Below are 13,132 nucleotides of genomic sequence, written 5' to 3'. Positions count from 1 at the left end.
GGCGGACCTCAGCGCCGCTTGCGGTTCCGCGAAATCAACACGAACGCCAGCACGATCGCGGCCACCACCAGCAGGCAGCAGATGCCGCCGAAGATCGGGAAGAAGCCGAAGCCGCCCCGCCGGCGCCGCGACTTGGCCGCCTCGACGGCGACGGTGTCGAGCCCCTTGCTCGCGGCCCAGGCGTGCACCGGGATCACCAGCGTCAGCGCCGCACCGGTCAGGGCCGCGGTCAGCCGGGCCCACCATTTCGTCACTCCAGACATGCGTCCAGTCTGGCGGAGGCCCGCAAGGTTCGCCCGTCCGGGCCCTGCCGGGGATGCCAGGTTCGTTCCGGAACAGGACGGGTAGTGCAGACTTTCGGGCAAAGGGTTCGTGGGGGATGGGAGTGCAGTGGACGCTGAGCTGACGGCGCTGGCCGAGGCGCACGGGGTGGCGACCTGGTACGAGGACTGGCACCGCGAGCGCAAGGACGTGTCGGCCGAGTCGGTGATCGGCGTGCTGGGCCTGCTCGGGGTGGACGCGAGCAGTCCGGCCGCGATCGAGCGGGAGCTGGCCGCCATCGCGGAGGCCCGCAAGCACCACAAGCTGCCCGGCACGGTGGTCGTGCGCCGGGGCGACTCGCGCGAGCTGGCCGAGCCGGGCGAGATCGTGCTCGAGGACGGCTCCACCCGCGACGTCACCGGGATCCCCGGCGACCTGCCGCTCGGCTGGCACCGGCTGCGCACCGGCGGCCAGGAGGTCACGCTGGTCGTGGTGCCGGTCGAGCTGCCCGAGCCGCCCGAGACGTGGGGCTGGATGCTGCAGCTCTACAGCCTGCACTCGGCGGCGTCGTGGGGCATGGGCGACCTGGGTGACCTGCGCACCTTTGTGGAGCACAGCCACGGCGCGGGTCTCGTACTCCTCAATCCGCTGCACGCGGTGACGCCCACCCTGCCCGTACCGGCCTCGCCCTACTCGCCGTCGAGCCGGCGCTTCGCCAACCCGCTCTACCTGCGGGTGGCCGACACCGAGGCGTACGCGCGGGCGGACGACGAGCTGCGGGCGCAAGTGGACGCCCTCAAGCCGGCGCCCGCCGCGGACGGGCTCATCGACTACAGCGCGGTCTGGGCGGCCAAGCGGGCGGCCCTGGAGCTGCTGTGGCCCTCGGCCGGCGAGGTCGATCTCGACGCGGACCCGGGCCTGACCGACTTCGCGACGTTCTGCGTCCTCGCCGAGCGGCACGGCGCCAACTGGCAGGAGTGGCCGGCCGAGCTGCGCCGCCCCGACACGCCCGAGGTCGCCGCCGCGCGCAAGGACGAGCGCGTGGGCTTCCACGTCTGGCTCCAGCAGCTGCTCAACGAGCAGCTGGACGCCGCCAACGAGGCCGCCCGCGAGCAGGGCATGCCGATCGGGGTCGTGCACGACCTGGCCGTCGGCATCGACCCGTCCGGCGCCGACGGCTGGCTGCTGCAGGACGTGCTCGCCGCCGGGGTGCACGCGGGCGCGCCGCCGGACGCCTTCAACCAGCTCGGCCAGGACTGGGGGCTCGCCGCCTGGCGGCCCGACCAGCTGATCGAGACGGGCTACGCCGCCTACCGCGACATGCTGCGCCGCATCTTCCGGCACGCCGGCGGCCTCCGCGTCGACCACGTGGCCGGGCTCTGGCGGCTGTGGTGGGTGCCGCCGGGCATGGGCCCGGCCGAGGGCACGTACGTCCACTACGACCCCGAGGCCATGCTGGGCATCCTGGCCCTCGAGGCCACCCGGGCCGGCGCCGTCGTGATCGGCGAGGACCTGGGCACCGTCCAGCCGGTGGTCACCAAGACCCTCGAGCGCATGAACATGCTGGGCTCGGCCGTCCTCTGGTTCACCCGCGACTACGAGAACGACCCCGACGAGAACTACCTGCCCGCGGCCGAGTACCCGCGCAACGCCCTCGCCTCGATCTCCACCCACGACCTTCCGACGGCCGGCGGCTTCCTGGCCGGTGAGCAGGTCCGCGTGCGGGCCGAGCTGGGTCAGCTGGCCGGATCGGTGGAGGACGAGCGGGCGTACGCGGAGAAGGACCGGGCCAAGCTCCTGGCCCGCCTCACCGAGGACGGCCTGATCACCGCGGACAGCACGCCGGACGAGATCGTGCTCGCCATGCACGCCTTCCTGGCCCGCACGCCGTCCCGCCTGGTCACGGCCGCGCTCTACGACGTCCTGGGCGAGCTCGACCAGCCCAACCTGCCCGGCACCACCGACGAGTACCCGAACTGGCGCATGCCGCTCAAGACCGCCCTCGAGCAGATCGTCGGAGATCCCCGCATGCGCCGGGTCGCGGAGGTACTCGCCACACGCGGCTGAGGTTTTGCCTGCTCGCTGCCGGGAACCGCAATGGTGTCTGCACGAACGGCACCGAGAAGGGACGACGCCATGGGTTTCATGGACAAGGCCAAGGACTTCGCCGACAAGCACGACGAGCAGGTCGACCAGGGCATCGAGAAGGCCGGCGACCAGGTCGACGACCGCAGCGGCAACAAGTACTCGGACCAGATCGACAAGGGCGTCGACCAGGCGCAGGCCCGGACCGGCGCGGGCGACACCCAGGAGTGACCCGCCGCGGCTCCCGGCCCGGCTGCGACCCGATCGCAGCCGGGCCGTTCCGCGTCCGCGCGTTCTTGTCGCCGGCCGCCCGACGCGCTTCCGCGCGTTCTTGGCGCACGTTGACGATCGAGCCGCCGTCGATGTCGTCCTGGGCGGCGAGGGCCTGCGGCTGCTGCACGGCGACGGCTGCCCGGTCCGCGGCATCTTCGACGAGGCCACCAGCCGCTGGGCGACGCTGATCCTGGCCGCCCTCATCACGGGCCCCCACCGCTTCGCCCAGCTGCGCGACCGGCTCGACGGCATCAGCGAGAAGATGCTGGCCCAGAAGCTGAAGGCCATGGCCCGCGCCGGCCTGATCACCCGCGACGCCGCGCCGACCGTCCCACCCCAGGTCACGTACAGCCTGACCGATCTCGGGGCGAGCCGTCGGCGGTCGCCGCGCAGGCGTTCGCGGGCCCGCAATTCGTCGAGGGAGCAGTGCACGCCGACCAGGAACACGTCGATGTCGGTGAGCAGGGCGGCCAGCTCGGTGCGCCACGTGCCGAACTCGATGATGTGCTCCACCACGAGGTCGTTCCCGGCCTGGGCGAGGGCCGGTATGCATCGGTGGAAGCCCGCGAAGAAGCGAGGCCGGACCTCGTGCCACCAGTCGAAGGGCCCCCCTTCCTCGCGCCGCTCCGGGAGCATGCCCGCGGCTACGAACTGATCGGCGGACACGTGGAGGAAGGGTTCGTCCAAGGCCGCCTGCAGCATCGTGGCCAGCGTGGACTTACCTGAGCTGGAGGCGCCGTTCAGGAAGATGACCCGGCCTGGTCCACGCTGCGTCGGTGTGGGCTCCATGGCCGTCATGATGATCCTTGATCACCGAGGACGCGCGTTGATTCGCCGGTGCACGGCCGGCCGAGCGAGAAGCCGACCGGAGTAACCCGCCAAGCGCCGTCAGACGGCAAGAGGCTCCGGCGGCGGGTCGTCGTCGAGGGCGAAGAGCATGGGGTGGACGGCCAGCCGGTGGTCGCGTTCGCGGCAGCGGGCCGGAGGCAACAGCGACGACCCATGCTCCGGATGCTCACCACAATGCCGCATGGCCCGCTGAATCGCGTCGCCGTGATGACGGCCGCCGCCATACTCCCCACAACTCGCGCAGTCCCAGCGCCAATACGCGGGCCCCTCGGCCGACTCATGACGGCGGATGCGCAAAGGCGGCCCGGCCTTGTCGCTGGCCGCCGCCAGGATCGCGGGCATCTCCCCGGGGGGCGGCGGGTCGGCCGGTCGCCTCGGGATCTGGCCGATGATCTCGGCCAGCATGCTGGTTCCGGTGCCCGGCATCTCCGGCCCTCCCGTTCGCGCCGTGGACAAAACCCTGGTCCCGAGTCTGAACCGGACGGCCCGGCCGGGACGGGTCGTTCACGGATTCCGGGGCACGTATTCACCCGCAGCGGTGCAAGCCGCCCGTTCGGGCTGCGGTCCTGGTTACAGCCGGTGTTACCGTGGTCGATCGGCGGCACTCGGAGGTGGCTCGGTGGTCTTCGTCCACTCGGCGTTCCTCTACGACAGCGACGCGTCCTATGCGGCGGCGCTCGCGCTGTTCGCACGGGAGGGACTGGCCCGGGAGCAGTCCGTGGCGGTGGCCGCGGCGCCGGATCGCGCCGGGCTGGTGCGTGAGGCGCTCGGCGGCGACGCGCGGTCGGTGCGGTTCCTGCCCGCCGACGAGTGGTACGCCAGACCCGTCCGCACGATCGCCGGCTGGGTCAAGCTGTTGCGCTCCGGGCAGTCCCGCGGCCGCACGACCCGGCTGGTCGGCGAGACGCCGTGGACCGGCCCCGCCGCCGCGTGGACCCGTTACGAGGCGGCCCTCAACCGCGCGCTCTCCCGTTTCGACGGCACCCTGCTCTGCCCGTACGACCTCCGCTCCCTCCCCCCGCACCTGCTCGACGTGCCCGGCCGCACCCATCCGCGCGTGCACCGCGACGGCTGGCGCGACAGCACCACGTACGAGCCCGCCCGCGTGCTGACCGAGGTGCTGGACCAGCCGTGGCCGGTGTCGGGCCCGCCGGCGTTCGTCGCCCCGGTGCCGGACACCGTCGCCGGGCTGCGCGCCACCGTGCGCGAGCGGGCGGTGCTCGGCGGCTGGCTGCCGCCCGGCCGCCTCGACTATCTGGTGCTGGCCGTCTGTGAGCTCGCCACGAACAGCGTCCGGCACGGCGGCACCGAGCGGGAGCTGACCGTCTGGGTGCTGCCCGACGCGGTGGTGTGCGAGGTCACCGACACCGGCGGGAGGGCACCCGAGCCGTTCGCCGGCTATCTGCCGCCGGTGCCGGGCGTGTCGGGCGGCATGGGCCTCTGGCTCGTGCACCAGCTCTGCGACGGCCTCACCCTGCGGCGGGAGGGTGACGTGACCCGGGCCCGCTTCGGCGTGCTGCGCGCGGCGGCCGGCGACCGGCCGGTCAGCGAGCGCGAACGACACCCAGCGTGCTCGGCTTGACCCCGGGGAAGACGCCGCCGAGGTCGCTCACGCCGCACCGGGCCCGCAGAATCTCCCCGATCACCGCGCGGTAGTCGGTCGTCACGGCGAGGTCGCCGTCGACGAGGTTCGCCGGCGCCAGACCGGGCCAGCGGCCGTGGACCCGGCCGCCGCGCACGCCTCCGCCCAGCACGAGCATCGCGTTGCCGTAGCCGTGGTCCAGGCCGCCCGACCCGTTCTGCCCCACGCGCCGCCCGAACTCGCTGATCGTGACCAGGGTGACCCGGCCCAGGCCGGCGGGGCCGAGGTCGGCCGCGAAGGCGGCGAGGGCCGTGGCGAGCGCGGTGAGGTGGTCGAACATCTTCCGGCCGGGGACGGCGGCGCCCAGGTTCTCGTGCATGTCCCAGTCGCCGGAGTCGACGCAGGCGCTCATCAGGCCCACGTCCGCCTTGACCAGCCGCGCCACGTCGCGCAGGGCCCGGCCCAGCTCGGTGTCCGGATAGGCGGCCCCGTCGGCGGGCCGATAGCCGGCCGCTTTGAGGGTGGCCGTGGTGGCGAGGGCGGCGGTCGTCATCCGGGTCGTCGTGGCGAGGGCGGGGGGCGCGTCGGCGTACAGGGCGGCCATGGTTCTCGCCATCGGGCGCGAGGGGTCCTCGCCGCTGAGCGCGAAGTCGTCGATCGCGGTCAGGCCCAGATCCGGGGCGGGTCCGGCCAGGACGCGGGCGGGCATGGCGCTGCCCACGGAGACCGCGCCGAAGGGATCGGCCGCGCCGAGCGAGCCCATCATCCGGTCCAGCCAGCCGGTGCGCACGCTGGTGCCGGGCGCGGCCCGCTCGAGCTCCTCCATGGCGGAGAAGTGCGACCGGTTCGGCGCGGGCTGCCCCACCGCCTGGACGGCCCCCAACACCCCCGATTTCCAGTACGGAACCAGCGCCGCCAGCCCCGGATTGAGCCCGAAGAACCCGTCCCCGCCGAGCAGTCGCGCCTTCGGCACCGCGATGTCCGGCCGCGCCGCGTAGTACGCGGGGTCGCCCGCCGGCACGATCGCGGACAGCCCGTCGAAGCCGCCGCGCAGCGAGAGCAGCACGAACACGTCGCCGGTGTACCCGGGCGCGCCGAAGGCCAGCTGCGTGGCGAGCTGGTCGCCCACGAGCCCGGCGAACGCCCCGGCCGCGCCGGCCGCGAGCACCTTGCGCCGGCTGACCGGGCAGCCGCACACGTCCGTCAACTTGGTCACGGTCACCTCAGGCTGAAGTAGGGGCTGTTGAGGAGCAGGGCGGGCAGGTACGGGAACGCCCATCCGGCCGCCGCGTCGCTCGTTTTGAGCGGGCTCGCCGGGGACTTGCCGTAGAACGCGGCCAGGGCTTCCCGATGGGCGGGCGCCGGGGCCCGGCCGACGAGCCGGGTGGCGACGGTGTCGATCAGGGCGCCGTAGGTGGCCGGGAGCGTGCTCCCGGCGTACTCCTTGAGGGGGGAAGCCGGCCGCACGAGCGTGGCCGGCCACCAGCCGGCCGCGATGTTCAGATGGGCGTTCCAGCGGATGACCTGGCCGGACGGGCTCGCCCAGGCGGTCGCCACGTCGGGATAGCCGTTCGGCGGGGCCCACGCGAGCGGCGCCTGCCCCGCGGACTCGGTGATCCAGTAGAGCGCCTGCACGCCCTTGATCCCGGTCTGGTCCGGGCCGAAGCCGAGGGTACGGACGGTGGCGACGACATCCTCGTACGGCGTCCGCGTCTTGGCGCCCCCGGCCGCCGCGAACTCCGCCGACGTGAACAGCGCCCGCAGCACCGGGGCGATCGCCGACTTGTTGTCGAGGTAGACCTTGGTCAGCTTCGTCACGAGCGACGCGGGCGGGTCGTCGGCCACGAAGCGTACGCAGAGTTTGGTGGCGATCCGCTTGGCCGTGGCCGGGTGCACGGCGAGGTGGTCGAGCAGCGCGAGGGCGGCGGCCTCGCCCCCGGCCGCGGTGGCGTTCGCGTGCTTGAAGCCGAGCACTTGCACCGCGCCCGTGGCGTGCTGCGCGGCGTCGTAGCGGTACTTGCCGGTGTCCCAGCGCACGGTCAGCCCGGTGAGCAGCCGGGCCGCGTTCTTGACGTCGGACTCCGAGTAGCCCAGTCCGACGGTGTGCAGCTCCAGCAGCTCCCGGCCGTAGTTCTCGTTCGGCGCCGCGCGCGTGGAGAACCGGTTGTCGAGGTAGGTCAGCATGGCCGGATGCCGGGCGCTCGCCTTCAGCATGTCCGAGAAGCGGCCCAGCGCGTACGCCCGGATCACCGTCCGGTCATAGTCGGAGCGGCTGTCCCACACGTCGCCCGAGGGGCACGTCACGTTGAGGTGATTCGACCAGAACTCGGTCATGACCTCGAACAGCTGGCGCTCGCTCCACACCGCGCGGGCCACCGTGGCGTACCCGGTCTCGAACATGGCGTCCCAGGCGTACTCCTGCAGCGCGCCCTTGCGGACCCGGGTGCGGATCGCGTCGATGCTCATCCCGCTCATCGGCAGACGCGCGACCAGGTTGTCCGCGACGGGGTCGGGGATCGTGGCCGGCTTGAGCTGCCGGTCGAGCCACGCGGTGGCACCGAGGCGGCGGATGTCGGCGACGGCCGCGGGCGTGGGGCCGTACGTCGCCCGGCGCAGCAGGTGCAGCAGCGGGTCGCCGGGCAGGAAGTCGGTGGTGGCCGTCACGTGCTGCCCAGTCGGCCGGTCGCGCCAAGATCATCGGGTTCCCCGCGCGGTGCTCCCCGACCGCAACCGACATACTTGTCGGTCATGGCTCAGCGCAGGCAGTCCCCCCGCCGGACCGAGGTCGTGGCCTCCGGCGTGGCCGAGCTCGTGCCCGACGGCGACCGGCCCGGCGCGTGGACGCTGCTGCTCGACGGCGCCCCGCAGTCGCACGTCGACCTGGACGATCCGACGCACCTGGAGTTCGAGTACGTCCGGCGGATGAGCGCCGTGATCGACCTGGCCGCGCCGCCGGGCGTACCGCTGCGGGTCCTGCACCTCGGCGGGGGTGCGCTCACCCTGCCCCGCTATGTCGCGGCGACGCGCCCCGGCTCCCCGCAACGGGTCGTGGAGATCGACGGGCCGCTGGTCGACCTTGTGCGCTCGGCCCTGCCCTGGGACCCGCGAGCCAAGCTGAAGGTCCGGGTCGGCGACGCGCGCGAGGCCGTGTCGGGCATGCGCGAGGCCGGGTACGACCTCGTGGTGCTCGACGTCTTCGCCGGCGCGCGCACCCCAGCCCACCTGGCGTCCGTCGAGTTCATGGATCAGGTCGCCCGGGTGCTCGCCCCGGCCGGGCTCCTGGTGGCCAACGTCGCCGACGGGCCCCCGTTGACGTACGCGCGCACGCAGGTCGCCACGATCCGCGCCGCGCTCCCGCAGGCCTGCCTCGTCGCCGACGCCGCCGTCCTGCGCGGGCGCCGCTTCGGCAACCTCGTCGTCGTCGCCGGCCGCACCCCGCTCCCGGTCGACCAGCTGAGCCGCCGGGCCGCGGGCGACTGGTTCCCCGGGCGGGTCGAGACCGACCTCGACCGGTTCGCCGGGGGCCGCGCCCCGGTCCGCGACGCCGAAGCCGTGCCGTCGCCCCCGCCACCGGAGGGCCTGTTCAGCGGCCGGTCGTGACTCGTGTCTCGGACTCGGGGCCCTGACCAGCACGAATCACATGAAATGATCGCTCAGTGGGTTGTCCGATCCCGCTCTGAAGGATTCAATCAAGGAATGGCCCACCCCAACCCCGCGGACGAACCCGCCGGTGCCCACGCACCCGACGTCTTCGGTCCGCTGCCGGAGGGTGAGCGGTCGCTGTGGCGCGGCCGGTCGGCCGTCGCGGAATACGCCTTCGACCAGGCCGCCTCGCTGCCCCGGTGGACGCTGCCGGAGACCACCGAGGTCCTCGTCACCAACCACCGCATCGTCTACGCGCACACCTCCGACGACTTCGAGGTGCGCTCCAGCGAGATGTCCTGGGTCTTCCCGCAGCACATCCGGGTCCAGCCGGCCCGCACCGAGGACGGCCGCACCGCCGCCGTGGCCCAGCTCCAGCTCGTCTGCGGCGGGTCGGACGGCTCGTTCCCGGCCCTGGTCTTCGCGGGTGGCGACCTGACCGAGACCAGCGACGCGGACAAGCTCGCCAACGTCGTCCGGCACGCCATCGCCCGCTACCGGGTGGACAACGCGGGCAAGCTCGGCATCTCGGTCGAGGACGCCCGCGAGCTGGTCAAAAACCTCATCGGCCCCGAGTTCGCGGGCACGGACGGCGGCGAGGGCCAGACCGTCTCCCTGCTCGGCGCGCTGGCCGTGCCCCGCCAGGCCCAGGCCGACCCCGGGCCGGTCTCCGCGCCGCCCTCCTCCGACGCCGCTTCGGCGCTCGACGGTCCTCCGGTGCACGGTGCTTCTTCAGCGCTCGATGCTCCGCCCGTGCTCGAGGGTGAGATCCTCGACCCGCTGCCCGACTCCGCCGTCGGCACGGCGGCCGTCCGCGCTCCCTACTCGGCCGCGGTGCAGGCCCGCGCCCTGCGCGACGCGGCCGGCGAGGTCGCCACCTACGACGCCCACCCCGACCTCGCCGCCCGGGCCGCCAACGTGGCCGCCCGCCTCGCCGACCTGGTCGACGCCCACGACGACGACGGTCTCGCGGAGCCCGAGGACCGCGGCCCCGAGCTCACCGCCCGGGCCGAGCGCGTCCGCCGGGCGACCGCCCGCTTCAACGCCAACTCCGCGCGGGGCAAGGCCACCGTCCGCCGCCCCGACCGCGAGCCGGACCCCACCCGCCCGCACGGCATCTGATCAGTCCCGCCGCAGCCCGCCGACCAGCAACGCGACCATCCGCCGGCCGTAGCCGGGCTCCTCGCCCGGAAGCGGCGCGCCCAGCTTCGCGACCGCATAGAGCAGGTCGCGCGGAGTGACGCCGGCCTGGATCTCCCCGGCGGCCGTCGCGGCGTCGAGCAGGGAGCCGAGGGCCGGGGCCAGCTTCTCCAGCAGATAGCCGGGCAGGCCCGCGTAGGCCGGGTCGCCGGAGTGCAGGGCCGCGGCGAAGCCCCGCTTGGTCGCGATGAGCTCGGCCAGCCGGTCCAGCCAGCGAGCCAGCGCGTCGCCCGGCGGAAGCTCGCCGGCCAGCGCCGGAGCGGCGTCGGCACAGGCGTCGATCTCGCGTTCGATCACCGCCTTGATCAGATCCGCCCGCTGCGGGAAATGCCGGTAGAGCGTGCCGACACCCACGCCGGCCAGATCGGTGATCTGTTTCGCCGGTGCGTCGACGCCCGCGGTGCCGAACACAGTTTTGGCCGCCTCGAGGAGCGACTCCACGTTGCGTCGCGCGTCGGTGCGCATCCCGCCTCCCCTTGCTGTTCCGGAAGAGCTTTCCGTATAGTTCCGGAAAGACATTCCGCTTCAGGCACGATATCGCGGGGAGACGCTCATGCACCACCGCACCCTGGGCCGGACCGGCATCAAGGTCAGCCCGTACGCACTCGGCGCGCTCATGTTCGCCACCCAGGTGGGCAACCCGGACCCGGCGGACTCGATCCGGGTGATCCACCGGGCGCTCGACGCCGGCATCAACCTCGTCGACACCTCCGACGCCTACGGCGACTCGGAGGAGGTCGTCGGCCGGGCCCTCCGGGGACGCCGGGACACCGTGGTGCTCGCCACCAAGTTCGGCCGCCCGACCGGCACCGACCCCAACCAGCGCGGCACCTCCCGCCGCTGGATCATGACCGCGGTCGAGGCCTCCCTGCGCCGGCTCGGGACCGACCACATCGACCTCTACCAGGTGCATCAGCTCGACCCGGACACCGACATCGAGGAGACGCTCTCGGCGCTCACCGACCTGATCCGGGCCGGCAAGGTGCGCGCGATCGGCTCCGCCAACACCCCCGCCACCGACATCGCCGACATGCGGTGGGTCGCCGAGCGCCGCGGCCTCGAGCGCTTCCACACCGAGCAGCTGCCCTATTCGATCCTCAACCGCGGCGCGGAGAACGACGTGCTGCCCGCCGCCCAGCGCTACGGCCTCGGCACGCTGGTGTGGGGCCCGCTCGGCCAGGGCATGCTCACCGGCCGCGTCCGCCGGGGCGAGCCGAACGACCTCAGGCGCGCCCGCTTCTTCCGGCACCTCACCGACGAGCGCCGCATCGACGTCGTCGAGCAGCTGATCCCGCTGGCCGGCGAGGCGGGCCTGCCGCTGACCCACCTCGCCCTGGCCTTCACCGTCGCGCACCCGGGCGTGACCAGCACCCTGCTCGGCGCCCGCACCCTCGACCAGCTCGACGACCTGCTCAAGGGCGTCGGCGTCGCCCTCACCGACGACATCCTCGACCGCATCGACGAGATCGTGCCGCCCGGCACCGACGTCACCCGCCTCGACCAGGCCCACGTCCCGCCGGCCGTGACCACCCCGGCCCTGCGCCGCCGGACCCCGGCCGACCGCAGCGCCGCCTGACCTCCGCTCACCGTCCGACCAGGGCCGGAGCCCCGTCCGGAGACGACGACAGCCCGTTCGGTCGAGGCCCGCGCCGCGCGGACCGCTCGTTGATCAGCATGTCCCCGGGCGCCGGGGCATCGATCAACGGAGCGGACGCCCTGTCATGAAACCCACGTCCTCGACGAAGACCCGGTGGGCTCTGCCCCTCATCGTCCTCGTGCTGATCGTCGTCTGTTGCGCCAACCGATTCACCGGCGACGACGACGGGGACGTGACCGCCGGTCCTCCCGCCACCGTCGCGCCCACCGCCACGGCCGGTGTCCTCGCCCGGATCGGCACGCCCGAAGCCACCACCACGCCCGGGAACGAGGATTGCGTAGCCCGCGGGGCCGGAAGTGCCGCCGTCGCCTACTTCGGCGAGGACGCCAGGGAATGGTGCGAGATCTCGCCCGACTGGGACTTCGGCGTGACGGTCGCCCGGTTCGACCGCTGCGCTGCCAAGGCCCGCAAGCATCGCGTGGCAGCCGCCACCTACCGGAGCGTGTGCCGCTACGACGACACCCGCCGCTGGTCCACACCCAACGAGTCCCGAGGCCGGTCGGACAGCCGCCCCTCTTCGCCCACCGAGCCGGCCCGCCGCCGCACCGCCGAACCGGCTCGCACCCGGACGAAGCCCGCCCGTCCCCACGTGAAGACGGCCCGTCCCCACGTGGAAGTGACCCACCCCCGCGTGGAGCCGACGCCTCCTCCGGTGGAACCGACTCCCTCCTACGAGGAGCCGGCCACCGATCCCGTCCAGCCCGACGGCGCCAGCGGCGACCAGGGCGGCGACGGCACATGGGGCGGCAGCGGTCACGCGGGGTGCACCTGGGTCAACTCCTACTACCGCAAGGACGGCACCCACGTGTCGGGCTACTACCGCTGCTGAGGCGGCGGGTCAAAGTTGGGTGCCGCCGCCGTCCACGGCCAGTTCGAGCCCGGTGGTGTAGGTGGCGTCGAAGGCGAGGAACGCGGCGGCCCGGGCGACCTCGTCCGCCTCACCCATGCGTCGCATCGGACTCGACGCACTGAAGCCGGCCACCAGCTTGTCCGCGACCTCGGGCGGCAGGCTGCGGTGCAGGATGCCGGTGTCGATCGGGCCGGGGCTCACGGCATTGACGCGTACGCCACGGGGCAGCAGCTCCCGGGCGAGAGTGCGCGTCATCGAGCGCAGTGCCGCCTTGCTCGCCGCGTAGACGCTTGTGTTCGGCAGGCCGATCTCGTTCACCACCGAGGTCGTCAGCACCACGCCGCAGCCCTGGTCGAGCAGCGGCAGCAGGCGCTGCAGCGTGAAGTACGGCCCCTTGGCGTTGGCGGCGAAGACCGTGTCGAAGTCCTCCTCCGACGCCTCCTCGAACGGGGTCTGGCTGCCCGTGATGCCCGCGTTGAGGAAGACCGCGTCCAGCCGGCCGAAGGTCTCCCCGACCCGCGCGGCGAGCGCCTTGTTGTCGGCCCGCGACGTGGCGTCGCTGCGTACCGTGATGACGCCTTCGATCTCGGTGTCCGCGGCGCGCCCGGTCACCATCACCCGCGCGCCGCCGGCCGTCAGCAGCCGCGCCACGGCCAGGCCGATGCCGCTCGTGCCGCCGGTGACAAGGATGCGCTTCCCCTCGTAATTTCCCATGCCCGCAGTCAACTGCCGC

Annotated in this window: 13 protein-coding genes and 2 pseudogenes; 8 read left to right on the top strand and 7 right to left on the bottom strand. The window is 73.3% G+C overall.

All coding sequences use genetic code 11. The annotated features are described in order from the left end of the window. Positions 1-8: 8 nt before the first annotated feature. On the bottom strand, positions 9-263 hold the full coding sequence (locus RAN62_RS15060; protein WP_305785218.1) for a hypothetical protein: 255 nt from the start codon (positions 261-263) through the stop codon (positions 9-11). Between the two features lie 127 nt (positions 264-390). On the opposite strand from RAN62_RS15060, the gene malQ reads away from it, so the two are divergent. The 3 genes and pseudogenes from malQ to RAN62_RS41130 form a co-directional block, all read left to right on the top strand. Continuing rightward, a complete protein-coding gene (gene malQ, locus RAN62_RS15055; protein WP_305785217.1) occupies positions 391-2,328 on the top strand; it encodes a 4-alpha-glucanotransferase in 1,938 nt (645 codons plus the stop codon). Between the two features lie 69 nt (positions 2,329-2,397). Continuing rightward, positions 2,398-2,577 carry an antitoxin gene (locus tag RAN62_RS15050; RefSeq protein WP_305785216.1) on the top strand — a complete coding sequence of 60 codons (180 nt, stop codon included), beginning with the start codon at positions 2,398-2,400 and terminating at the stop codon, positions 2,575-2,577. 100 nt (positions 2,578-2,677) lie between these two features. Continuing rightward, positions 2,678-2,980: pseudogene (locus RAN62_RS41130) on the top strand (winged helix-turn-helix transcriptional regulator); the annotation flags it as partial. A 74-nt stretch (positions 2,981-3,054) separates the two neighbouring features. On the opposite strand, the pseudogene RAN62_RS41125 reads toward RAN62_RS41130, so the two are convergent. Together RAN62_RS41125 and RAN62_RS15040 are read right to left on the bottom strand one after the other, a co-directional pair. Continuing rightward, a pseudogene (locus tag RAN62_RS41125) lies at positions 3,055-3,321 on the bottom strand (phosphotransferase-like protein); the annotation flags it as partial. Positions 3,322-3,507: 186 nt separating this feature from the next. Next, positions 3,508-3,894 (bottom strand): hypothetical protein, encoded by a 387-nt coding sequence (locus RAN62_RS15040; protein WP_305785214.1) that lies wholly within the window; start codon positions 3,892-3,894, stop codon positions 3,508-3,510. 193 nt (positions 3,895-4,087) lie between these two features. Between RAN62_RS15040 and RAN62_RS15035 the strand changes: the two genes are divergently transcribed. After that, a complete protein-coding gene (locus RAN62_RS15035) occupies positions 4,088-5,050 on the top strand; it encodes an anti-sigma factor RsbA family regulatory protein (protein WP_305785213.1) in 963 nt (320 codons plus the stop codon). On the opposite strand, the gene RAN62_RS15030 is transcribed toward RAN62_RS15035, so the two are convergent. Together RAN62_RS15030 and RAN62_RS15025 are read right to left on the bottom strand one after the other, a co-directional pair. Further along, positions 5,013-6,266: a DUF1501 domain-containing protein gene (locus tag RAN62_RS15030; RefSeq protein WP_305785212.1), complete on the bottom strand. Its 1,254-nt coding sequence runs from the start codon at positions 6,264-6,266 to the stop codon at positions 5,013-5,015. The genes RAN62_RS15035 and RAN62_RS15030 overlap by 38 nt on opposite strands. 2 nt (positions 6,267-6,268) lie before the next feature. Next, the gene (locus RAN62_RS15025; protein ID WP_305785211.1) at positions 6,269-7,714 is read right to left on the bottom strand and encodes a DUF1800 domain-containing protein; all 1,446 of its coding nucleotides are present in this window, start codon (positions 7,712-7,714) and stop codon (positions 6,269-6,271) included. Between the two features lie 84 nt (positions 7,715-7,798). Between RAN62_RS15025 and RAN62_RS15020 the strand changes: the two genes are divergently transcribed. Together RAN62_RS15020 and RAN62_RS15015 are read left to right on the top strand one after the other, a co-directional pair. Further along, a complete protein-coding gene (locus RAN62_RS15020; RefSeq protein ID WP_305785210.1) occupies positions 7,799-8,650 on the top strand; it encodes a spermidine synthase in 852 nt (283 codons plus the stop codon). Positions 8,651-8,746: 96 nt separating this feature from the next. Beyond that, the gene (locus RAN62_RS15015; protein ID WP_305785209.1) at positions 8,747-9,814 is read left to right on the top strand and encodes a translation initiation factor 2; all 1,068 of its coding nucleotides are present in this window, start codon (positions 8,747-8,749) and stop codon (positions 9,812-9,814) included. On the opposite strand, the gene RAN62_RS15010 is transcribed toward RAN62_RS15015, so the two are convergent. Beyond that, on the bottom strand, positions 9,815-10,357 hold the full coding sequence (locus RAN62_RS15010; protein WP_305785208.1) for a TetR/AcrR family transcriptional regulator: 543 nt from the start codon (positions 10,355-10,357) through the stop codon (positions 9,815-9,817). It lies immediately after the preceding gene. Between the two features lie 88 nt (positions 10,358-10,445). Here RAN62_RS15010 and RAN62_RS15005 point away from each other — a divergent pair, with 88 nt between their 5' ends. Next, positions 10,446-11,468 carry an aldo/keto reductase gene (locus RAN62_RS15005; RefSeq protein WP_305785207.1) on the top strand — a complete coding sequence of 341 codons (1,023 nt, stop codon included), beginning with the start codon at positions 10,446-10,448 and terminating at the stop codon, positions 11,466-11,468. Between the two features lie 145 nt (positions 11,469-11,613). Continuing rightward, on the top strand, positions 11,614-12,378 hold the full coding sequence (locus RAN62_RS15000) for a hypothetical protein (protein WP_305785206.1): 765 nt from the start codon (positions 11,614-11,616) through the stop codon (positions 12,376-12,378). Between the two features lie 9 nt (positions 12,379-12,387). On the opposite strand, the gene RAN62_RS14995 is transcribed toward RAN62_RS15000, so the two are convergent. Continuing rightward, positions 12,388-13,113: an SDR family oxidoreductase gene (locus RAN62_RS14995; protein ID WP_305785205.1), complete on the bottom strand. Its 726-nt coding sequence runs from the start codon at positions 13,111-13,113 to the stop codon at positions 12,388-12,390. Positions 13,114-13,132 lie beyond the last annotated feature (19 nt).

The sequence above is a fragment of the Symbioplanes lichenis genome, from assembly GCF_030709675.1.
In the GTDB taxonomy this organism is placed as follows: domain Bacteria; phylum Actinomycetota; class Actinomycetes; order Mycobacteriales; family Micromonosporaceae; genus Actinoplanes; species Actinoplanes lichenis.
This window is presented reverse-complemented; position numbering and strand designations above follow the sequence as displayed.